The following is a 21528-nucleotide window of genomic DNA, read 5'->3' on the forward strand; positions in this document are numbered from 1 at the left end:
CCTCGAACCCGGGCGGCCGGGCTGACCGCGTCGCAATCGATTCCCTCCGGCCGGTCAGGCGGCGGCTGCCCCGGGGTAGCTGATCGGCGGGACGGCGAGTTCCCTGCGGAGCACCGGGGCGACCTCGGTGGCGAGGCGCTCCACGGACGCGAGGAGCTGGGCCTGGGGCATTCCCCCGAAGCCGATGTGCAGGAGCAGCCGGCTGATGCCGTACGTCTGGTGGTAGGCGGCGATCTTGTCGATCACCTCCTGCGCGCTGCCCACGACGAGGGCGCCCTGTGGACCGGTGTGGGAGGCGAACTTCTCCGGGGTGAGCACGAATCCCTGGCCCCGCTGGTGGTTGTTGTCGCGGAAGCCGGCGGTGAAGTACGGATACATGGTCCGGCGTGCCTCCTGGCTGCTGCTGCCGACATAGCCCTGCACCGCCACCCCGACCCGCAGGGTCGCCGGGTCGCGCCCGGCCTGCTCGGCCGCTCGTCGGTAGAGCGTGACGTTGCCGGAGTGTCCACCGACGGCGCCGAGCAGGACGCCGACCATCATGGGCAGCCCTCGGGCGCCGGTCTCCAGTGCCGAGGTGGGGCTGCCTCCGACCCCGACCCAGACCGGCAGCGTCTCCTGGAGGGCCCGGGGTGCGATGTCGGCCCGGTGCAACGGCGGACGGAAGCGTCCACCCGCCCAGGTGAGTGGGTTGGTCTCGCGGATCCGCAGCAGCAGGTCGAGCTTCTCCCGGAACAGCTCCGCGTAGTCGGCCAGGTCGTAGCCGAAGAGCGGGAAGGAATCGGTGTACGAGCCGCGCCCGGCGATGATCTCGGCACGACCGCCGGAGAGCAGGTCGAGGGTGGCGAACTGCTCCCACAGCCGGACAGGGTCGTCGGAGCTGAGGACGGTGACCGCGCTGGTGAGGCGGATCCGGCTGGTGTGTTCGGCCATTGCCGCGAGCACCATCGGGGGCGCCGTGGCGACGAAGTCGGAGCGGTGGTGCTCCCCGACGCCGATGACGTCCAGTCCACCCTGGTCGGCGACTTGGGCGAGCTCCACGAGGCTGCGCAGGTGCCGCCGTGGTTCGGGCAGCCGACCGGTGGCCGGATCGGCGGTGAGTTCGCCGAACGTGATCAGGCCGATCTCAAGCGGCATGGTCGTTCTCCTCTTCGGTCCGCCGGACATCCGCCGGCGGAATGGGGAAGTTGCGGTTGAAGACGTTGTCCGGGTCGTACGTCGCCTTGATGGCGCGCAGCCGGCTGAGGGTGGGCTCCGGAAAGGCGTCCAGGAGCCGTTCCGGACTGGTGTCGGACTCGAAGCTGAGGTACATGCCGTCGAGGTGCTCGTACAGATCGGCCCAGAGCTTGTCGAGCTGGGGCCTGCGATCCGCGACGGTGGCGGCGAGCACCGAGAAGTTCTGATCCCGGTGTGCGTAGGCGGTCGCGTCGCGGGCGACGTCGTTGACCGCTCCCCCGACGGAGCGGAACTGCATCACCATCACGTCACCGGAGCGGATCATGGCTGCCATGACGTCGGCCGCCTGCGGGGTGATGTGGTGCAGCAGGCCGCTGTGGCTGTCGGACAGCCCCTGACCCCGATGCTGGTCGTCAGGTGGCGCGACGATCGCGGGGTACGGCACGAGGTGGGCCTGCTGGCCGAGGATCGGCCCGATCTCCAGGAACGGGGTCAGGGCGGACTGCGCCGCCTCGACGTCGTCTCCCGCGTGGACGAGGGTGACCTGCGCTGTCACCGGGTTGCCCCGGCGGGCGGGGAACAGGGCGAGGAAGCTCGTGATCTCCCGCGGCGCGTCCTCGACGAGCCGACCCCACCGACGGAGCACGTCGGCGGTGTCGGTGGCGTCGACGACGAGTTGGGCGAAGGCGACGTCGCCGACCTCGTACGCCTCGAGTTCGAGTGCGGTGACGACGCCGAAGTTGCCGCCGGCGCCACGGATCGCCCAGAACAGGTCGGGGTGCTGGTGCTCGTCGACGCGCAGCAGGCTGCCGGCCGCGGTGACGATCTCCGCGGCGACGATGTGGTCGATGGTCAGGCCGTATTTGCGTACCAGGTAGCCGATGCCGGCGGTGGTGGCCAGGCCGCCGACGCCCACGTCGCCGTAGTCTCCCGAGCTCATCGCCAGGCCGTACGGGGCGAGCGCCCGGGCGACGTGCCCCCAACGGGCCCCCGGCTCCAGGCGGATCCGGCGGGTGGCCCGGTCGAGCACCTCGACCTTGTTCATGGCGGACATGTCGATGACCACGCCACCGTCGTTCGTGGACCGACCGCTGATGCCGTGCCCGCCACTGCGCACGGACATCGGCACGTTCTGCGTCCGCGCGTAGACGACCGCGTCGACGACCTCGGCGGCGCTCTGCGGGCGGATCACCAGGGCCGGCGACCCGTGCCAGCTGTGGCTGTGGCGCACCTGCTCGTAGTCCGGGTCGCCGGGCTCGACGGACCTGCCGGTGAGCGACGCGGGCAGCGCGTCGTAGTCGATGCCGGGCTGGCGTTTTGCCAGGCTGACGGCGGACCGGACCCGACCGGTCGGTGCGTTCCCCGCGCGCTCTCTGGCCACGGCCTCCCGCAGCGCGGGAGCGATCTCCTCACCGAGGGTCTGGATGAGCCGTGGATCGTCGCGGCCGATCAGGAAGGCGCTGAACCCTTCCTCCAGGACGAGTGGGAGGAGCTGGTCGACCCACTGCTCGGCCGGCCCCTGCAGGAAGCCGCGGTTACGCGACGACACGTCGACCGTGAAGACGTTGAGCAGCCGACGGATCTGGCGGGGGTCCCTTCCGGCCTCGACGGCCGCCTCGTCGATGAGCCGGTTGGCGGTGACCCGGTCCGGCGACCGCAGGTACTCCAGGGTCGGCAACCAGCCGTTGGCCCGCTGGCCGGTCAGTGCGAGCATGCGTGGCTGGTAGGCGCCGAGCCAGATGTCGATCTCGTGGGCCGGCGCCGGGCCCCGTTGCATGCCGGGGATCGGGTAGTAGGTTCCCTCGCGGCGCAGCGGCCCGGGGGCCGCGTCGTCCCAGACGCCGCGCAGCACGTCGATCGCCTCGCGCAGGGCGTCGACGCCCTGCCCCGCGGTCAACCGACGGCCGCCCATGCCCTCGACGCCGTCCCAGAACGCGCCGGCGCCGAGGCCCAGCTCGAACCGGCCGTGCGACAGCCGGTCCAGGCTCGCGGCGGCGCGGGCCAGGACGGCCGGCGGACGCAGCGGCAGGTTCAGGACGTTCGCGGAGACCCTCAGCCGTTCGGTACGAGCCGCGACCCAGCTCAGCAGGGTCCAGGTGTCGAGGAATTCGGCGTTGTACGGGTGGTCCTGGAAGGTGGTGAGGTCCAAGCCGACCGCCTCGGTCAACTCGGCGAGCGTCACGACCCGATCCGGGTCGGCCGCGCTGGGCGTGAGAAACGTCCCGAACAGGAGTTCGTGTCCGTAATCGGGCATTGTGCTGGTACCACCAATCTCGGTCGTCTGGCCTGCATATCCGTTGATCGACAACTGATTTGCCGGCCAGCGCATTCCCGACCTCAGACGTGTGTTGATCCCAACATGAGTTGTCGGACAAACGATCTGGTCGCATGCTTGAGGCAAATGAGCAGTTCGGCCGGAACGCAGAGCATTACGTCATGGCGCGTCCGGCCGCTGACCGTGGAAGTGAGGGCGTCATGGGAACACTGACCGGCCGGGTCGCGGTAGTCACGGGCGCCGCCCAGGGCATCGGAGCCGGCATCGCCAGGGACCTCGCCGCAGCAGGCGCCACCGTGGTGGTCAACTACTACCCGGGAGACACGCGCCGGGCGGCACAGGTGGTAGCAGACATCGAAAATCAGGGCGGCAGGGCGATCGCCATCGCCGGTGACGTCACCAGCGGACCAGACATGGAGAGCATGTTCCAGCAGGTGATCGCCGAGTTCGGGTCGGTGGACATCCTGGTGAACAACGCGGGTGTCTACGAGTTCGGCGCGCTCGATAGCGTCACCGAACGGGACTACCGGTTCCAGTTCGACGTGAACGTCCTCGGGGTCATCCTGGCGACCAGGGAGGCGGTGAAGCGCTTCGGCCCCAACGGTGGAAGCGTGGTCAACATCAGCTCGACCGCCGTGCACCTGTCCCAGCCGAACCTGATGATCTACACCGCCACGAAGAGTGCCGTCGAGGCCATCACCCGCGTACTGGCCAAGGAGCTGGGCCCCCGGCAGATCCGGGTGAACGCCGTGGCGCCTGGCGGAACGGAGACCGAGGGCGGGCACGAGCACGGGCTCGTCGACAGCCCGTACGTCAAGGAACTGATTGCCCAGACCCCGCTCGCCCGACTCGGTCAACCCTCCGACATCGCTGGCGTCGTGACATTCCTCGCCGGTCCGGAGGCACGGTGGCTGACCGGAGAGGTCATCCTGGCCTCGGGCGGCCTGCGCCCCTGAGTTCCGTCTACCCCAGCCCCGGGAACGGCAACTAGCCTGCGCAGATGCGACACACCCTCACCCCGGGCGACGAGACCCTGCACGGCCACTTCTCCCCCGACTTCGCGCCGGTGCTCACCATCGACCCCGGCGACACCGTCACCTACCGCACCCTGGACTGCTGGTGGTCGGCCGGCCCCTACACCGCCGGGCCGAACCGGGAACGGCCCCGGGCACCGCAGTACCAGCCCGACCACGGACACGCCCTGATCGGTCCGGTCGCGGTCCGCGGCGCCCGCGCGGGCCAGACCCTCGAGGTACGCGTCGACGCGATCGTCCCGGCCACCTGGGGAACCACCGTGGCCGGCGGCTGGCCCAGCGACTTCAACCAGCGGTACGGCGTCGAGTCGGACGGCGTGGTGCACGCCTGGGCGCTCGACCCGGTGGCGATGACCGGCCGCAACCAGCACGGCCACACCGTCGCGTTACGTCCCTTCATGGGGGTGCTCGGCATGCCACCCGCCGAGCCGGGCCGGCACTCGACGGTGCCGCCCCGGCCGCACGGCGGCAACCTGGACTGCAAGGACCTGACCGCCGGCAGCACCCTGCTGCTGCCGATCCCGGTCGACGGAGCACTCTTCTCGGTCGGCGACGGGCACGCCGCGCAGGGAGACGGCGAGGTCGGCGGCACCGCGATCGAGTGCCCGATGGACGAGGTCACGCTGACCTTCGACGTCCGGGACGACTTCCCGCTCACCGGCCCGGTGGCGCGCACCGCGGACGCCTGGCTGACCCTCGGCGTCGGCGCGTCCCTCGACGACGCCACGTACATGGCCCTGAACTCGATGCTGACCCTGATGCAACGGCTGCACGGCGTGAGCCGCCCGGACGCCGTGGCGCTGGCCAGCGTCGCCGTCGACGTACGGGTGACGCAGATCGTCAACCAGACCGTCGGCGCGCACGCGGTGCTCCGCGACGACGCGCTGCGCTGAACCGACGCGGCGCCACCGTGACGACTCCCGTCGCACGGGGACAGCCGCACCCGTCGGACGCAGGTGCGGCTGTCCCGATCCCGTCGGCAGCGCTCCGGCTGCCGAGGTCAGGTGCGGGAGGTCGCCCAGTCGCCGCAGTCGACCTGGTTGAACACGCCATACCGGGTGCAGACCCGGATGGTGATGTACCGGTTCTCCGCCACGTCCTCGTTGCAGCCGAGCCGACCGCCGATGTTGTCGCCGCAGAACCCGGTCCGGCCGTAGTTGGTGTACCACTCGGCGTAGGAGGCGTAGTGGCCAGGATAGGGGTCGTAGGTGTAGTGGGTGAGGGTGATGTAGTCGCCGGCGCTCTCGAAATTTGCCGATCCGTATCCGTTGTACGAGTACGCGTCGGCACTCGCCGGCGCCGCCGTACCCATCACGAGCGCGGCGGCCACCGCACCCGAGATGGCCAGTGTCTTGAGCAACTTCATCGGTGTCTCCCTGCCGTCGACTGTGGAGCACCCCGGCTCCGGCCCAATCCTGACCAGCGGCCCCGGATGCCGGAAGCACCTCGAACAGTCCCGAACAAACCCGAACTGGGGTGGCTCGGCTCTGCCGCTCACCGACGCGGGTGCCGGCCGCGACCCCACCGCTGCCTGCCGTCCCGCCACCGCCCTGGCGGTAGCCTGGTGGCCATGATCTTCATTACCGCGAAGTTCCGCGTCCTGCCCGCGCACGCCGACCGCTGGCCGCAGATCGCCGCCGACTTCACCGAGGCGACCAGGGCCGAGCCGGGCTGCCTGTGGTTCGACTGGTCCCGCAGCCTGGACGACCCGACGGAGTACGTGTTGGTCGAGGCGTTTCGCGACGACGAGGCCGGCGGGGCCCACGTGCAGTCCGCCCATTTCCGTGCGGCCCAGGAGACCCTGCCGCCGTACCTGGCCGAGACGCCTCGCATCGTGAACGCGACCGTGCCGCAGCAGGACTGGTCTCTGCTCGGCGAGATGGCCGTCCCCGAGGGGCGCTGACCTCCTCCGAGGTGGCGGGTGACCTTTAACGCATCCCGGGACGCCCGTACCGCCGCGGGGATCGCCGGCGGTGGTCGGTAGGGACGGCCCTACTCGCGACCGTCCGGGCTGCGGGATATCGACACACCGGCGAGGTTGAATAGCGTCGAAGAATGCAGTCGTCAACGGGGGAACGGCGAGCCGACCGTCCACATTCAGCGTCCAATTCGCGGATCAACGACATCGACGCGCTGCGAGGCGTGGCCCTGCTCCTCATCCTGCTCGTGAACATCGCCTTCTTCGCCTCGGGATACGCGTTCCATCTGGTGGCCGACCCCGCCGACAACTGGTTCGACCGGATGATCTCCACGCTGGTCGAACTGCTGTTCGCGATGAAGGCGTACCTGCTGTTCTCGTTCCTGTTCGGCTACAGCTTCACCTTGCAGATCGAGTCGGCGGCCCGACGTGGTGTTCCGTTCCTGCCGCGGTTCCTGCGGCGGCTGTCGGGGCTGTTCCTCCTCGGGATCGTCCACGCGGTCCTGCTGTTCCAGGGCGACATCCTCACCGCGTACGCGCTGCTCGGGCTCCTCCTGCTCGCCGCGCGACGGATGAGCCCCCGCACGGCCCTGACGGCGGCGGCCTGCGTCGTCGGCGCCGTCGCCTTCCTCATCGGAGTGGCCGCGGTGCTCGGCGCGACCCTCGTGCCGGACTCCGCCGCCGCGGTCGAGGCCGGCGCTCGCTCCACGGCGGCACTCCAGGGCGGTCTCGGCGACGTCGTGGTCGAGCACCTGCGGTCGCTGCCCGCCGCGCTCGGCGGGCTCGCCGTCCAGGGACCGCTGGCGTTCTCCGCGTTCCTCGTCGGGCTCGCGGCCGGAAAGCAACGGATGCTCGCCGAGGTCCCCGCCCACCTGCCGCTGCTGCGCAGGATCGAGGCGGTCGGCTATCCGGTCGGACTGGCCGGTGCGACGCTCTTCGCCGTCGGCGGCGGCACCAGCAACCTGACCGGCCTGATGCTCAGCGTCATCACCGCCCCGTTCCTCGCCGCCGCCTACGCCGCCACGATGCTCCGCCTCTTTCACCGGCGACGCCGGGTTGCCGACGTCCTGGCGCCGGTGGGACGGATGGCGCTGACCAACTACCTGGGCCAGTCCCTGGCCTGCGTCGTCATCTTCACCGGCGTCGGAGTCGGCCTCGCCGGGCACACACCACCCGCACAGGTCCTGCTGGTCGCGCTGGCGCTCTTCGCCGTGCAGCTCGCCGCCAGCGCGTGGTGGTTGCGCCGGTTCCGGTACGGCCCCGCGGAATGGGTCCTCCGGGCCTGGACCAACCGGGAACGACCCGCGATGAGACGGTGACCGTCGATGGCGGGACTATCGATACCGCCACACCTGAGCGTCAACGATTTCCGGAAAAAGTTGCGGAAGGGCAGCGCCGCTCGCGCTCATCCCGAGAGGCATTCCACCTGGTCAATGTCCTGCCGGGCAGATCGACCGACGGACCAGGCCACCATGGCGATCGGATATCGAGGTCGCACGTTTCCGGAAGTTGTTGACCTGTTCGAATTCCCGCTGCAATACTCCGATCCACTCAGGTCGATGCGACCGACGTACCCGCGACGCACCCACCGGTCCGGCCTTTGCTGTCCGGGCACCGAGCGTGTCCGGGCCCGTGGAAGGGGCACCAGATGAGCAACGTCTCCGCCGGCAGCGTCATGCGGTCCGGGCGACTGCGCGCGGCGCTGTCCGTGCTGGCCACCGCCGTTGCGACCTGCGGCGTCGTCGTCGCGGCCACCGCGACCCCGTCGAGCGCCGCCACCTGCAACGGCTACGTCGGGCTCACCTTCGACGACGGGCCGACCGGCAGCACCAGCGCCCTGCTGACCGTGCTGCGCAACAACGGCGTACGGGCCACGATGTTCAACGTCGGGCAGAACGTCCAGAACAACCGGGCGGCGGCGCAGGCGCAGGTGGCCGCCGGCATGTGGGTCGGCAACCACAGCTGGAACCACGCCCACATGACCTCGATGACTCAGGCTCAGATGCAGTCCGACCTGTCCCAGACGAGCACGGCGATCCAGTCCGCCACGGGCAGCCGGCCCCAACTGTTCCGGCCACCGTACGGGGAGACCAACTCGACGCTGCAGTCCGTCGCCTCGTCACTCGGCATGCGGCAGGTCATCTGGGACGTGGATTCCCAGGACTGGAACGGCGCCAGCGTCAGCCAGATCGTGTCCAACGCCGGCCGCCTCCAGGCCGGTCAGGTCATCCTCATGCACGACGGCATCCAGAACACCCGCGACGCGATTCCGCAGATCGTCGCGAACCTCGCCGGCCGCAATCTCTGCCCGGGCATGATCTCGCCGTCCACCGGCCGCGCGGTCGCGCCCGACGGCACGAACCCGCCGCCCGGCGGTGGCACCCCGCCACCCCCGTCCGGAAGCTGCACCGCGACGGCGACGACCACCAACGTCTGGGGTGACCGGTACAACACGTCGGTGACGGTCAGCGGCGCCAACACCTGGACGGTGGTCGTGGCCGTCACCGCGCCGCAGAGCGTCACCACCACCTGGAACGGCAGCGCCAACTGGGACAGCAGCGGCAGAGTCCTGACCATGCGCTCCAACGGCAGCGGCAACACCTTCGGCTTCACCACGATGTTCAACGGCAACAGCGCCGCCCGGCCACAGATCCGCTCCTGCACCGCCGGCTGACCCAGGGTCGCCACCCGCACGGTGGGACGTGCGTCAGCGTAGGCGGCGGGCGGTGAAGCTGGCTGGCGGTTCGGCGATCGCGTCCTGGGCCGCGATCAGCTGGATCTCCCGGGTGCCCGCCGCGAGGGTCGCCTCCAGGACGGCGAATACGGAGGCGATGGTGCGCTCCAGCGCCGTCGCGGGCGAGCCCGTCGTCCGCAGATGCGCCAGGTACAGCGCCGCGGTGACGTCCCCTCCGCCGTTCGGGTTGATCGGTAGCAGCGGTGTGGTGACCGCCCAGGCGCCCTCGTCCGAGACGGCCACCACCTCCAGCGAGCCCGCCGGCACGTCGCCGTGGAGCACGCTGGTGACCAGGACGTGCCGGGGTCCCGTCTCGCGCACCACGTCGACCGCCTCCAACACCTCCGTCAGCGAGTTCGTCGTACGGCCGGCGAGGAAGTCCAGCTCGAAATGGTTCGGGGTGATGATGTCCGCCCGTGGGACGACGATGTCCCGCATGAACTCCGGAATGCCCGCCCGGACGAACATCCCCCGGCCAATGTCGCCCATCACCGGGTCGCAGCAGTACACCGCGTCCGGGTTGGCCGCCTTGACCGTGTCCACCGCGTCGAGGATCACCGCGCCCATCGCCGGGTCACCCTGGTAGCCCGACAGCACCGCGTCGGCACTGCCGAGGACCCCGCGGTCCGCGATGCCCGCGATCACCTCGGCCACGTCGGTCGGTGCGAGCAGCGGCCCGCGCCACGCGCCGTACCCGGTGTGGTTGGAGAAGTGGACCGTCAGGACCGGCCAGACCTCGTGGCCGAGCCGCTGCAGGGGGAAGGCGGCCGCCGAGTTGCCGACGTAGCCGTAGGCGACCGACGACTGGATGGACAGGATCTTCACCAGCTCATCATGGCGGTACCCGCTGGTGCCGCACGTGCGGCCCACCGTTTCTGTCGGATGACCCACTCCGGCCCCGCTCTCCCCCACCGCGGTGGCGGGACCGTCCGGCAGGGTGCGCAGCCGAGCGCGGGCGAACGCCCGGACGAATTCGGTCCCGGCACGGTGCGCGAGACCTCCACCGGGCCTCTTCTCGATCAGCCGGAGCTTGTGGCACGGTACGAAGCTGACCTTGAAACCCGAGGTGCACCCGAGCAAGGAGATCGTCGTTGCGCAAGCTCGTCTACTACATCGCCGCCACCCTGGACGGCTTCATCGCCGGCCCGGACGGCGCCGACCCCACCGGCCCCGGCGGCTTCTGGCCGATCCCCGAGGACTACCTGCGCCACCTGGTCGCCGAGTACCCGGAGACCCTGCCGGGCCCGGCCAGGCAGGCGCTCGGCGTCACGGCCGAGGGCACCCGGTTCGACACCGTGCTGGAGGGGCGTCACTCCTACGAGATCGGGCTGAAGGCCGGCGTCACCGACGCCTATCCCCACCTGCGCCACCTCGTGTTCTCGCGCACGCTGTCCGGAAGCCCGGACGGGGCGGTCCAGGTCCTGTCCGGCGACCCGATCGGCACCGTACGTGACCTGAAGCGGCAGGACGGCAAGGACATCTGGGTGATCGGCGGCGGAGCCCTGGCCGGCGCCCTGTACGCCGAGATCGATCAGCTGATCGTCAAGCTGGCTCCGTTGACCATCGGAGCGGGCATTCCGCTGTTCGGGCGCGACGCCGCCTTCGAGCCCCGTACCTGGCACCTCAGCGACCACACCGTGCTGGACAGCGGGGCGATCTTCCTCACCTACAGCCGCACGTCCGCCGTTCCGGAGTCGGTCTGACCACTCGCCCGGGCAGGCTGGCCATGCCTGCCTGCCCGGGCGGGGAGCTATTTGACCTTGCGGGTCGACCGGGCCACGATGCCCTCGTACTCCGGGTGCTTGACCAGCCACTCGGCGAGGAACGGGCAGATCGGGACGACGGTCCGGCCCCTGGCCCGCGCGTCGTCCATCACGGCACGAGCCAGGGTCGAGCCGACGCCCCTGCCCTCGAACGCCGGATCAACCTCGGTGTGGGTGTAGACGATGATGTTGCCGGTCAACTGGTAGGTGACCAGCCCGGCGACCACGCCCGCCTCGTCGCGCGCCTCGAACCGCTCCCGCGTCGGCGCGTCTGTCACGGTGAACTGCACCTGACCATCCAATCACGCTGCCGGTCGACCCCCGGCCCGGTGGGTGGGCCGAAGCCCCGGCCCGCCGTGGTCGCGGACCGGGGCTTCGGGGCTAGAAGTCGTCGTCGAAGGCGACGGCGCCGGTGATCCCGACCTGGTACGCCGACACCCGCCGCTCGAAGAAGTTGGACAACTCCTGCACGTCCTGCAACTCCATGAAGGCGAACGGGTTGACCGACCCGTAGTGCGGGGCGATGCCGAGCTGGGCCAGGCGCCGGTCGGCGACGTGCTGGAGGTACTCCCGCATGTCGGTCAGGGTCAGTCCCGGCACACCGTGGCCGAGCAGGTCCTCGGCGAACTGGACCTCACACTCGACGGCCTCGGTGAGCATCAGGCGGACCTGGTCGGCGAGGTCGTCGTCGAACAGGTCGGGTTCCTCGCGACGCACGGTGTCCACGACGTCGAAGGCGAAGGCCATGTGCATGGATTCGTCGCGGAACACCCAGTTGGTGCCGGAGGCCAGGCCGTGGAGCAGCCCCCGCGAGCGCAGGAAGTAGACGTAGGCGAACGCGCCGTAGAAGAACAACCCCTCGATGCAGGCGGCGAAGCAGATCAGGTTGAGCAGGAACGTCCGCCGGTCCTCGCGGGACCGCAGCTCCCGCAGGTCGTTCAGGGAGTCGATCCACCGGAAGCAGAACTCGGCCTTACGACGGATCGAGGGGATGTTCTCGATGGCCGCGAAGGCGTCGAAGCGCTCGGCCTCGTCGGGCACGTACGTGTCGAGCAGGTTGAGGTAGAACTGGACGTGCACCGCCTCCTCGAACAGCTGCCGGGACAGGTAGAGGCGGCCCTCGGGGCTGTTGACGTGCTGGTAGAGGTTGAGCACGAGGTTGTTGGCGACGATGGTGTCGCCGGTGGCGAAGAAGGCCACCAGGCGGCCGACCAGGTGCCGCTCGGCCGGCGAGAGCTTGTCGAGGTCGGCGAGGTCGGCGTGCAGGTCGACCTCCTCGACGGTCCAGGTGTTGCGGATGGCGTCACGGAACCGGTCGAAGAAGTGCGGGTACCGCATCGGGCGGAGGGTGAGGTCCATCCCGGGGTCGAGCAGCATGTGCGTGGTCCTCGTGTCGGTGGTGGTGTTGGCGGCGGTCACTGGCAGGCCTCGCACGACTCGGGGTTCTCCAGCGAGCAGGCCAGCGCCTCCGTGTCGGTCGCCGTGGGTGCGGTGAGGGCGACGGTGGCCTGCTGGATCCGGGTGGCGGGGCGGGAGCGCAGGTAGTAGGTGGTCTTCAGCCCGGCCTTCCAGGCGTACAGGTACATCGAGGAGAGCTTGCCGATGGTCGGCGAGGCCAGGAACAGGTTCAGCGACTGCGACTGGTCGATGAACGGTGCGCGGGCGGCGGCCAGGTCGATCAGCGCCCGCTGCGGCAGCTCCCACGCGGTACGGAACAGCTCCCGGACGGCGCCCGGCAGCTCAGCGATGTCCTGCACCGACCCCTCGGCGCGCCTGATCGCCGACCTGATCTGTTCGGTCCACAGGCCACGGGCCTTCAGCTCGCGTACCAGAGCGGTGTTGACCTGGAGGAACTCCCCCGACAGGGTCTCGCGCTTGAACAGGTTCGACACCTGCGGCTCCACGCACTCGTAACAGCCGGCGATCGAGGCGATGGTGGCGGTCGGGGCGACCGCCACCAGCAGCGAGTTCCGCAGTCCGTCCGTCTCGACCCGCTTCCGCAGCGCGTCCCACCGCGCGGTCTGCGTGCCCTCGACACCCCACAGGTCGGGCTGCAGCTGGCCCCGCGCGGCCCGGGTCTGCGGGTACGCCGGATGCGCGCCGAAGCGGCGCGCCAGGTCGGCGGAGGTTTCCAGGGCGGTCAGGTACAGCTCCTCGCTGATCCGGGTGGACAGCTCCCGCGCGGCCGGGGAGTCGAACGGCAGCCGCAGGGCGAAGAACACGTCCTGCAGGCCCATCAGCCCGAGCCCGATCGGTCGCCAGCGGGGGTTGCTCGCCGCCGCCTGCGGGGTCGGGTAGTAGTTGATGTCGATGACCCGGTCGAGGAACGTCACGGCGGTACGGACCGTGGCGCGCAGCCGCTCCCAGTCGACGCCGCCGTCGGTGAGGTGAGCGGCGAGGTTCACCGAGCCGAGGTTGCACACGGCGGTCTCGGTGTCGCTGGACACCTCGATGATCTCGGTGCAGAGGTTGGACAGGTGCACCACGTTGCCCGGCTCGGCGGTCTGGTTGCACAGCCGGTTCGCCGCGTCCTTGAAGGTCATCCACCCGTTGCCGGTCTGGGCCAGGGTGCGCATCATCTTCCCGTACAGCTCCCGTGCCGGGACCTGCCGCACCTGGCGGCCCTGCGCCTCGGCCGCCCGGTACGCGGCGTCGAACCGCTCCCCCCACAGGTCGGGCAGTTCCGGCACCTCGTGCGGGTCGAACAGCGACCACATCTCGTCGGCCTCGACCCGGCGCATGAACTCGTCCGGGATCCAGTTGGCCAGATTCAGGTTGTGGGTGCGCCGGGCGTCCTCGCCGGTGTTGTCCCGCAGTTGCAGGAACTCCTCGACGTCCGGGTGCCACGGCTCCAGGTAGACGCAGGCCGCGCCCTTGCGCCGGCCGCCCTGGTTGACCGCGGCGACGCTCGCGTCCAGCGTGCGCAGCCACGGCACGATCCCGTTGGACTGCCCGTTCGTGCCGCGGATCAGCGAACCCCGGGACCGGACGCGGGAGTAGGCGATGCCGATGCCACCGGCGAACTTGGACAGGTTGGCGACCTGGGCGTACCGCTGGTAGATCGAGTCCAACTCGTCGCGCGGGGAGTCGACCAGGTAGCAGGAGGACATCTGGGTGTGCCGGGTACCGGAGTTGAACAGCGTCGGCGAGCTGGGCAGGTAGGCCAGGCTGGACATCAGCCGGTAGAAGCCGACCGCCTCGTCCGGCGTACGGGACAACCCGCAGGCCACCCGCAGCAGCCAGTACTGCGGGGTCTCCAGCACCAGCCGACTGCTCGGGTGGCGCAGCAGATACCGGTCGTAGACCGTGCGCAGGCCGAAGTACTCGAACCGCCGGTCGCCGCCCGCGTCCACGGCGTCGTCGAGGGTACGGGCGTGGGCGGCGACGAAGGCGGCGGTGTCGTCTCCGATCAGTCCCTCGGCGTGGCCGGTCCGGATCGCCGCGCTGAACGAGGTGATGCCCTGCCGGCGGACCTCCTTGTCGACGTAGCCGGCCAGCAGCCGGGCGGCGAGGCGGGAGTACTGCGGTTCCTCTCCGATCATCTCGGCCGCGGTCTGGATGGACAGCCGGTCCAGTTCGGCCGTCGTCGCGCCGTCGTACAGGCCGCTGATCGTCCGGGTCGCCACCCGCAGCGGGTCGACGTCGGTGAGGTCGTCGGCCCACCGCTCGACCGCCCGGACGATCTTGTTCACGTCGACCTGTTCGGTGGCGCCGTCGCGTTTGCGGACACGCATCTGCGTCCGCCGACCGGGCGGGGCCGGGTCGGCGGTGACCGGGACTGCCTGGGTGACCGTCACTACTCACTCCTCGCGAGTTCGGGACCTGATGGCCCTCGGACACGAGGAGGCGGACACCGGCGGACGGCACGCCGACGGGCGTGGGTCAGGTGGCGTCAGCCGTCCCACGCGGCCTCGGACCGCCGCCCACCCGGGTGCGGGTGTGCGGCGCGCTGGCAGGTCTTCGGACTTGCGGGCACGACCGGACTCGCCGGTCACCTACTGGCCGTCGCTTCCCAGGCCGCTTCGCGGCCCAGTGCTGATGACGGCGGTCGTTCCCACTCACCGCTGCGGGGCAGTCCCGGATTTCCACCAGGTTCCCTCTTGCCTCGGCCACTGCGATGAGCGGTCGAACCAGCTGCGCTCGACACCATATATGGGGAGGGATTCCGTTGTCACACCCCACATGTCGGTCCCGGGTGTGTCGGGCCTCGCACCTGGACGGCCCTCCTGGGCGCTCACCAGCCGGAACGGCGCACGGTGCACGCTGGAGTGATCTCAGCGCGCACCGTGCGGCAGTGCGGATGCGGTGACCCGCTCCCGTCGGTCAGGCGAACGTCGAGCGTCCTGACGTGGACGTCAGCCGCACCAACCCGTTTTGTTGTTCCCGGCGTTGGAGTCCGTCGGCGGGTAGTAGATGTTGCCGATGACCCAGATGCACTTTCCGCTGGCGTAGGCGGTCACCGGACCGGCGTAGTACCGGTAGGTGCCGTGGTCCCGGTCGTCCGGCGCCAGGAGCCGGCAGTTGCTGGTGCCCGACGAGCAGACCCACAGCTCGACGGACATGACCTTGCTGACGCCCCAGGTGTTCGGACTCGACACGGTCCGTGCGCAGTTGTAGCCGCCGCTGTAGTAGACCTCGACATATCCGTATCTCGTCGAACCGTTGATGGCCACGTCCCCGTACAGGTCGAAGCCACCGACCTTTGAACCCGAACAGGTACCGGTCGCCGCCTGCGCCGGCGGACCGGCGAGAAACACCGTCCCGGTGGTGAGGAGGACCAGCGCGGCGAGCATCGCCAGGATTCGCGGTCGCGAGGTGGTCAAAGGTGCCTCCGTTCTCTCGGCGCCCCGCCCACGGCGGGCGCTTCCGGACCGGCACAGTCAACATTCACGTGCATCGCCGACCAAGTGATTCGAACTGGTTCGAATCACTGCCGCGCACAGGTTGTCCGTCACCGGCCGGACGGAAGCTGGTTGCGTCTGTTCGACCAGCCCGAGCTCGAGCCCACCAGCTGGGGCAGCCGCCCGGAGGAGAGCAGGTACCAGGATGCGCAGGTGGCTGCCACTGCTGACGGTCTGTCTGGGTACGTTCATGCTCCTGATCGACGTCACGATCGTGATCGTCGCCCTGCCCGACATGGTCGACGACCTGGGCGCGTCCTTCGGCGCGTTGCAGTGGGTCATCGACGCGTACGCCCTCGCGCTGGGCGCACTGGTGCTCGGCGCCGGCTCGATCGGCGACCGGGTGGGACACCGCCGCGTGTACGTCGTGGGGCTCGCGCTCTTCGCGGTCTCGTCGCTGATGTGCGGTCTCGCACCGAACTCGGGCGTGTTGATCGCCGCACGCGCCATCCAGGGCGTCGGCGCGGCGGCCATGTTCGCGACCACGTTTGCCCTGCTCAACAGCGCCTACGCCGGCCGTGACCGGGGAAGCGCCTACGGCATGTGGGGTGCCGTGTCGGGCGCCTCGGCCGCGGTGGGCCCGATCCTCGGCGGGCTGCTCACCGAGGGCGCGTCGTGGCGCTGGATCTTCCTCGTCAACCTACCGGTCAGCGCCGTCGCCATCCTGCTGTGTCGAACGGCCCTCACCGAGGCCCGTACGCCCGTCCGGGGCCGGATCGACGTCCCCGGCATGGCGAGTTTCACCGCCGCCGCGGCCTGCGCGACCTACGCACTCATCCGGGCCAACGAGGACGGGTGGTCCAGCCGCGTTGTCTGGTCGCTGCTGGTGGCGGCGGCGCTCCTGCTGGCCGGGTTCGTGGTGATCGAGGCGCGCACCCGACACGCCATGTTCGACCTCACCCTGCTGCGCAACCGCTCGTTCGTCGCGGTGCTGCTCGCCGGTCTGTTGCTCACGTTCGCCGCCTTCACCACGTTCACCTACACCTCGATCTGGCTGCAGTCCGTGTTGGGGATGAGTCCGCTCGCCGCGGGGCTCACCGGTCTGCCGCTGTCCGTCACCGCGTTCGGTGTCTCGGCGGTGCTGGGGCGGGTGCTGCACGGTCGGCGGCCGGACCTGGTCATCGGCGCCGGGCTACTGTTCGTCGGGCTCGGCAGCCTGCTCACCGCGGCGCTCGTGCACGGTGCGGCCGGGTGGCCGTCGCTGCTGCCGGGGCTCGCCCTCGTCGGCGTCGGCGTCGGTCTCGCGACGCCCATCCTCGGCTCGGTCTCCATGTCCCTGGTACCCGTGGAGCGGGGCGGCATGGCGGCCGGCGCGGTCAACACCACCCGCCAGCTCGGTTTCGCCTTCGGCATCGCCGCGCTGGGCAGCGTCTTCACCGCCCGCGCGGAAAGCATCCTGGCCGGACGGGGCATTCCGGATCCGACGCACGTCGCGCACGCCATCGCCGGCGGGCAGACACCCGGCCTGCTGCGTGCCGCCCCGGCAGCCGGACGGCAGGTGCTGGACAGCGCGGCGCACGCCGCCGGGGTGGCCGGCGTCCAGGCGACCTTCGCCGTGGCTGGAGCCGTCGGCGTCATCGCCGGCCTGCTCGTGGCCGTCCTCATGCGACCCGCCGGCCCACGCACCGCTACTCCGGCGGAGCGTCCACCCGTCACCGAAGGCGCGGCACGCTGACGGTGCCGACGCACTGTCCCCCGAGCGTCGATGAGCCCGGTCGACGAGCCCCTGGTCAGGCGGGGTGGTTCGTGAGTGCCCGGCCGAGGACGCGCGCTCCGGCGGGGAAGGCCGTGGGATTCGGCCCGGCGTAGTTGAGGCGTACGAACGGGCCGGTGGGTTCCGCCGGGAACCACTCGTTTCCGGGGGCGATGATGAGCCCGGCCCTCTCGCAGTCGTACGCGAGCTGGTGGACGTCCGTTCCCTCGGGGAGGCGTACCCAGAGGTTCAGCCCTCCTGCCGGCACCATCTCGACGTCCGCCGCCGCGGCGTGCTCGCGCAGGGCCGCGACGAGAAGGTCCCGCCGTGTGCCGAGCTGCTGCCGCAGGTCACGGAGGTGCGTCTGCCAGGCGGGTTGGGTCACCACGTCGAGCGCCGCGGCCTGCAGGAGGCCGCTGACGTACATCGACTCGGCTCCGCGGTCGGCCAGGAGCCGTTCGCGTGCCGGTCCGCGCGCGATGACGGCGGCGACGCGGACGGCCGGCGAGACGCTCTTGGTGAGTGAGCGCAGGTAGACGACGTGGCCGCCGTCGTCGTGGGCCGCGACGGGAGTCGGGGTGCAGGTGATGCCGAAGTCGTGGGCCCAGTCGTCCTCCACGAGGAACGCGCCGTGCTCGCGCACGACCGCCAGCACCTGCTCACGCAGCGCCGCCGGCCACTGCGCTCCGGTGGGGTTGGCGTAGTTCGGTTGCGCGTAGAACACCCGCGCGGCCGACTCCCGGAAGGCGCGGGCCACCTCGGCAGGGTCCGGGCCGGTCGGGCCGGTGGGTACCGGCACGACGAGGACGCCGGCCTGCCGTGCGGCCAGGATCGCTCCCCAGTAGGTCGGGGACTCCATCAGCAGGGGCTGCCCGGCCCCCGCCAGGGTGCGGAAGATCGAGCTCAGCCCGCTCTGGCTGCCGGGAAGGACGACGACGTCGCCGGGCGTGGGCGGCGTGATCCCGGCCCGGGTCGCGGCGCCGAGTTCGGCGGCGAACCAGGACTGCAGCTCCGGCAGGCCCGCCGCGGGTGGCCGGGTCAGGGCGGCGTCGGTACGCGCCGCGCGCGTCAGGGCCGAACGGACCAGACGCTCCGGGAGAAGCTCGCGATCCGGGTAGCCGGCGTGCAGGGCGATGACGTCGTTGGGGGCGCTGCGCAACGCCGTGGACAGCGCGTGGACGCGCGCGGGAGGTGAGCGTAGGGCGGCGGTCTGCCAGCCGTGGTCGGCCGGTCGCACGGTGCGGGCGGCCCGGACGAACGTGCCGACCCCGGGGCGGCTCTCGATGAGCCCCTGGGCGGTGAGGGTGCGTAGCGCCTGCTGCACCGTCACCGGGCTCGCCTGGTAGCGGGCGACCAGCTCGCGGGTGGACGGCAGCCGGGCACCCGGCGTGGCGGCGGCCACCCACTCACGCAGAGCGGCGGCGATTCGCGAGCTGCTACTGTCATCCATGAGAGATCAGAGTAGCGCTACTGCGATTGTGGATGCCCCGGTACCGGCTACCGGCCCCTCGGGGCTGTGGTGGGGCCTGCTGGGAGTGGTCGCCTTCTCCTTCACCGTCCCGCTGACCCGGGTGGCGGTGGGAGGTCTCTCGCCGCTGTTCATCGGCTCCGCCCGAGCGGTCGTAGCGGCGGCGCTGGCCGTCGTCGCACTGGCCGTCACCCGCCAGCGGCTGCCTCGGGGCGCGCAGTGGCCACGCCTTGCCGTGGTCGGCGGTGGCGTCGTCGTCGGGTTCCCGCTACTGACCTCGTACGCCCTCACGAGCGCGCCGGCCAGCCACGGTGCCGTCGTCATCGCCATGCTGCCCGCCGCGACCGCCGTGCTGGCGGTCATCCGCGGGCACGAGCGCCCACCCGTCGGGTTCTGGGTCGCCGCCGGCGTCGGCGCCTTCGCCGCGTCGGCCTTCGCATCCGCCCAGTGGGGCGGCCTGGGTCGGCTGCACTGGGCCGACCTGCTGCTCTTCGGCGCGGTGGCGTCCGCCGCCGTCGGGTACGCCGAGGGCGGCCTGATCGCTCGGGAGCTGGGCGCCTGGCAGACCGTCTCCTGGGCGCTCGTGCTGTGCTCCCCGCTCATGGTGGCCCTGACGGTGGTGTCCGTGGCCGGGCAGACCCCGACGGGGACTCCGGCACAGTGGACGGCCTTCGCCTACCTCGGCGTTGTCAGCATGTTCCTCGGCTTCTTCGCCTGGTATCACGGGCTGGCGATCGGCCCGCTGGCTCAGGTCAGCCAGGTGCAACTCGTCCAGCCCGTCATGAGCATCGCCTGGGCCGGTCTGCTCCTGGGTGAGCACATCGGCTGGGCCACGGTGGTCGGCGGCCTCGTCGTCATCCTGTGCGCCGGGGCCGCCGTCCGCGTACGGCTCGGTCGGTGACACTCACCGGACTCAGGAGCGCAGCTTCACCGCGAGGTCGCTGATCGCCTTCGTCGCGTACCGCTGCATCCCCGGACCGAAGGTGATGCGCGTGGCGCCCAGCCGTGCCAGCCCGGCCACCGACTCCCTGTCCGGTCCGGCAGCCATGTTGACCGGCCCCTCGACGCCCTCCCGGAACACCGGGAACACCTCCGCCGGCGCCATGAGCGGGTAGACGCAGTCGGCGCCGGCGGCCACGTACAGGCGGGCGCGTGCCACGGCGTCGGCCGGGTCACCGGTGCCGAACAGGAACGTGTCGACGCGCGCGTTGATGAAGAGAGCGTCGCCCGCCTCGGCCCGCACCTCGGCCAGCCAGTCCGCGTGCCGCTGCGGGTCCTTGAGCGTGGCGTGGCCCTCGGAGTCCTCCAGATTGCAGCCGACGGCACCGGTCTCCAGGAGCCGTGCGACCAACTCTCGGGGAGCGAGGCCGTAGCCGCCCTCGATGTCGGCGGACACCGGAACGGGGACGGCCCGGACGATCCTCGCCACCGCGGCGAACATCTCGTCGGGCGGGGTGGCGCCGTCCTCGTAACCCAGCGAGGCGGCGACTCCGGCGCTCGGGGTGGCGAGCGCCGGGAAGCCGGCGTCGGCGAAGGCCCGGGCGCTGGCCGCGTCCCACGGGCCGGGCAGGACGAGGGGGTCGCCGGCGGGGCGGCCGTGGTGCAGGGCACGGAAGGTGGCGGCGGTCATCGAACTCATCTCCCGAGGGGATCCGGAGGGGTGATGGTATCGGTTCAGGCGCGCGTCCCGGGCCAGGTCAGCCCTGACCGGGCTCGCCGGTCTGCTCCCACATCGACTTCATCTCGCCGAACGCCTGCTCCATGATCTGGACCATCGCGGCGCGGGCGCGGTCGCCGTCGCGCCGCTGGATCGCCTGCGCCACGTCGGCGTGCAGCTGGAGGGCCTGCTCGTGCGGGTAGTGCGGCATCAGGTCGTAGTGGTGGCGGCCGGTGAGCACCTCCGCCACCAACTCCTGCAGCTTGACGAACATCTCGTTACCGGAGGCGGCCAGCACCCGCCGGTGGAACTCGATGTCGAGCCGGAGGAAGCGCTCCTCGTCCCCGGCCTTTCCGGCGGCCCACATCTTGGCCGCCAGGCCGACGAGATCGCTCGCCTCGTCGTGGTTGACCCGGTTGGCGGCCAGCCAGGCGGCGTGCGGTTCGACGGCGGTCCGCAACTCGGTGATCGAGCGCATCTGCGCCATCCGCCCTGCTGACGCGAGTCGCCAGCGGATCACCTGCGGGTCGAAGACGTTCCAGTTGTGCGCCGGCCGGATCAGCACCCCGACCCGGCGGCGGGTCTCGATGAACCCCATGGCGGCGAGCACCCGCAGGACCTCGCGGACGACCGAACGCGACACTCCGTACCGGTCGACCAGCTCGTCGATGTTGAGCACCGAGCCGGGCGCCAGGTGGCCGCCGCAGATGGCGGTGCCGAGGTGGTCGAGAACTTGTGCGTGCAGCCCGGCCTCGGCAGGGGCCTTCTTCTGGACGGCTGCAACCCCCGATGAGGACGGTTCCACACGTTGGAGCATATCAGTTGAAGATCACCTCTTGAATAAATCCGCTTTATCGGCCTAGCATCCGGACGTTAAGCGGATGTAAACGTGAGGTTCCGCCCTACCCCCGG

Annotated in this window: 19 protein-coding genes, 1 pseudogene and 1 riboswitch; of the genes and pseudogenes, 9 read left to right on the forward strand and 11 right to left on the reverse strand. The window is 70.8% G+C overall.

All coding sequences use genetic code 11. The features are described from left to right. Window positions 1-54 precede the first annotated feature (54 nt). Window positions 55-1134, reverse strand: a complete 1080-nt coding sequence (locus tag M8C17_RS17655; RefSeq protein WP_252417591.1) for an LLM class flavin-dependent oxidoreductase — start codon at window positions 1132-1134, stop codon at window positions 55-57. Continuing rightward, a complete protein-coding gene (locus M8C17_RS17660; protein ID WP_252417592.1) occupies window positions 1124-3427 on the reverse strand; it encodes an LLM class flavin-dependent oxidoreductase in 2304 nt (767 codons plus the stop codon). Before M8C17_RS17660 ends, M8C17_RS17655 begins: the two co-directional genes overlap by 11 nt. A 221-nt stretch (window positions 3428-3648) precedes the next feature. On the opposite strand from M8C17_RS17660, the gene M8C17_RS17665 reads away from it, so the two are divergent. Continuing rightward, the gene (locus M8C17_RS17665) at window positions 3649-4404 is read left to right on the forward strand and encodes an SDR family NAD(P)-dependent oxidoreductase (RefSeq protein WP_252417593.1); all 756 of its coding nucleotides are present in this window, start codon (window positions 3649-3651) and stop codon (window positions 4402-4404) included. Between the two features lie 44 nt (window positions 4405-4448). Beyond that, window positions 4449-5375: an acetamidase/formamidase family protein gene (locus M8C17_RS17670; protein ID WP_252417594.1), complete on the forward strand. Its 927-nt coding sequence runs from the start codon at window positions 4449-4451 to the stop codon at window positions 5373-5375. Between the two features lie 107 nt (window positions 5376-5482). On the opposite strand, the gene M8C17_RS17675 is transcribed toward M8C17_RS17670, so the two are convergent. After that, a complete protein-coding gene (locus tag M8C17_RS17675) occupies window positions 5483-5848 on the reverse strand; it encodes a hypothetical protein (protein WP_252417595.1) in 366 nt (121 codons plus the stop codon). Between the two features lie 204 nt (window positions 5849-6052). Between M8C17_RS17675 and M8C17_RS17680 the strand changes: the two genes are divergently transcribed. From M8C17_RS17680 to M8C17_RS17690, 3 genes are all read left to right on the forward strand, one after another. After that, on the forward strand, window positions 6053-6385 hold the full coding sequence (locus tag M8C17_RS17680; protein WP_252417596.1) for a putative quinol monooxygenase: 333 nt from the start codon (window positions 6053-6055) through the stop codon (window positions 6383-6385). A 152-nt stretch (window positions 6386-6537) separates the two neighbouring features. Beyond that, window positions 6538-7719, forward strand: coding sequence for a DUF418 domain-containing protein (locus M8C17_RS17685; protein WP_252417597.1), 1182 nt, complete (start codon window positions 6538-6540; stop codon window positions 7717-7719). Window positions 7720-8048: 329 nt separating this feature from the next. After that, window positions 8049-9074, forward strand: a complete 1026-nt coding sequence (locus tag M8C17_RS17690) for a polysaccharide deacetylase family protein (protein WP_252417598.1) — start codon at window positions 8049-8051, stop codon at window positions 9072-9074. A gap of 33 nt (window positions 9075-9107) precedes the next feature. Here the strand turns inward: M8C17_RS17690 and pdxY are convergent, their stop codons facing one another. Further along, complete coding sequence (gene pdxY / locus M8C17_RS17695) at window positions 9108-9959, reverse strand: pyridoxal kinase PdxY (RefSeq protein ID WP_252417599.1); 852 nt, start codon at window positions 9957-9959, stop codon at window positions 9108-9110. A 266-nt stretch (window positions 9960-10225) separates the two neighbouring features. Here pdxY and M8C17_RS17700 point away from each other — a divergent pair, with 266 nt between their 5' ends. Beyond that, window positions 10226-10837: a dihydrofolate reductase family protein gene (locus M8C17_RS17700; RefSeq protein WP_252417600.1), complete on the forward strand. Its 612-nt coding sequence runs from the start codon at window positions 10226-10228 to the stop codon at window positions 10835-10837. A gap of 47 nt (window positions 10838-10884) precedes the next feature. Here the strand turns inward: M8C17_RS17700 and M8C17_RS17705 are convergent, their stop codons facing one another. The 4 genes from M8C17_RS17705 to M8C17_RS17720 form a co-directional block, all read right to left on the reverse strand. Next, on the reverse strand, window positions 10885-11187 hold the full coding sequence (locus M8C17_RS17705; protein WP_252417601.1) for a GNAT family N-acetyltransferase: 303 nt from the start codon (window positions 11185-11187) through the stop codon (window positions 10885-10887). A 91-nt stretch (window positions 11188-11278) separates the two neighbouring features. Beyond that, entirely contained in the window at window positions 11279-12274 is a 996-nt protein-coding gene (locus tag M8C17_RS17710; RefSeq protein WP_252417722.1) for a ribonucleotide-diphosphate reductase subunit beta, read from the reverse strand. Between the two features lie 38 nt (window positions 12275-12312). After that, window positions 12313-14631 carry a ribonucleoside-diphosphate reductase subunit alpha gene (locus tag M8C17_RS17715; protein ID WP_252417723.1) on the reverse strand — a complete coding sequence of 773 codons (2319 nt, stop codon included), beginning with the start codon at window positions 14629-14631 and terminating at the stop codon, window positions 12313-12315. Between the two features lie 199 nt (window positions 14632-14830). Beyond that, window positions 14831-15047: riboswitch (cobalamin riboswitch) on the reverse strand. 205 nt (window positions 15048-15252) lie between these two features. Further along, on the reverse strand, window positions 15253-15720 hold the full coding sequence (locus M8C17_RS17720; RefSeq protein ID WP_252417602.1) for a hypothetical protein: 468 nt from the start codon (window positions 15718-15720) through the stop codon (window positions 15253-15255). Window positions 15721-15831: 111 nt separating this feature from the next. Between M8C17_RS17720 and M8C17_RS17725 the strand changes: the two are divergent. Next, window positions 15832-15909 (forward strand): annotated as a pseudogene (locus M8C17_RS17725) (DUF4440 domain-containing protein); the annotation flags it as partial. 34 nt (window positions 15910-15943) lie between these two features. Next, window positions 15944-17473: an MFS transporter gene (locus tag M8C17_RS17730; RefSeq protein WP_252417603.1), complete on the forward strand. Its 1530-nt coding sequence runs from the start codon at window positions 15944-15946 to the stop codon at window positions 17471-17473. Between the two features lie 55 nt (window positions 17474-17528). On the opposite strand, the gene M8C17_RS17735 is transcribed toward M8C17_RS17730, so the two are convergent. Further along, window positions 17529-18941, reverse strand: coding sequence for a PLP-dependent aminotransferase family protein (locus M8C17_RS17735; RefSeq protein ID WP_252417604.1), 1413 nt, complete (start codon window positions 18939-18941; stop codon window positions 17529-17531). Window positions 18942-18969: 28 nt separating this feature from the next. Here M8C17_RS17735 and M8C17_RS17740 point away from each other — a divergent pair, with 28 nt between their 5' ends. After that, window positions 18970-19860 carry a DMT family transporter gene (locus M8C17_RS17740; RefSeq protein ID WP_252417605.1) on the forward strand — a complete coding sequence of 297 codons (891 nt, stop codon included), beginning with the start codon at window positions 18970-18972 and terminating at the stop codon, window positions 19858-19860. Between the two features lie 12 nt (window positions 19861-19872). Here the strand turns inward: M8C17_RS17740 and M8C17_RS17745 are convergent, their stop codons facing one another. Then, window positions 19873-20598 carry an isocitrate lyase/phosphoenolpyruvate mutase family protein gene (locus M8C17_RS17745; RefSeq protein WP_252417606.1) on the reverse strand — a complete coding sequence of 242 codons (726 nt, stop codon included), beginning with the start codon at window positions 20596-20598 and terminating at the stop codon, window positions 19873-19875. A gap of 58 nt (window positions 20599-20656) precedes the next feature. Beyond that, the gene (locus M8C17_RS17750; protein WP_252417607.1) at window positions 20657-21421 is read right to left on the reverse strand and encodes a FadR/GntR family transcriptional regulator; all 765 of its coding nucleotides are present in this window, start codon (window positions 21419-21421) and stop codon (window positions 20657-20659) included. Between the last annotated feature and the right edge of the window lie 107 nt (window positions 21422-21528).

Source organism: Micromonospora sp. RHAY321, assembly GCF_023896955.1.
In the GTDB taxonomy this organism is placed as follows: Bacteria; Actinomycetota; Actinomycetes; order Mycobacteriales; family Micromonosporaceae; genus Micromonospora.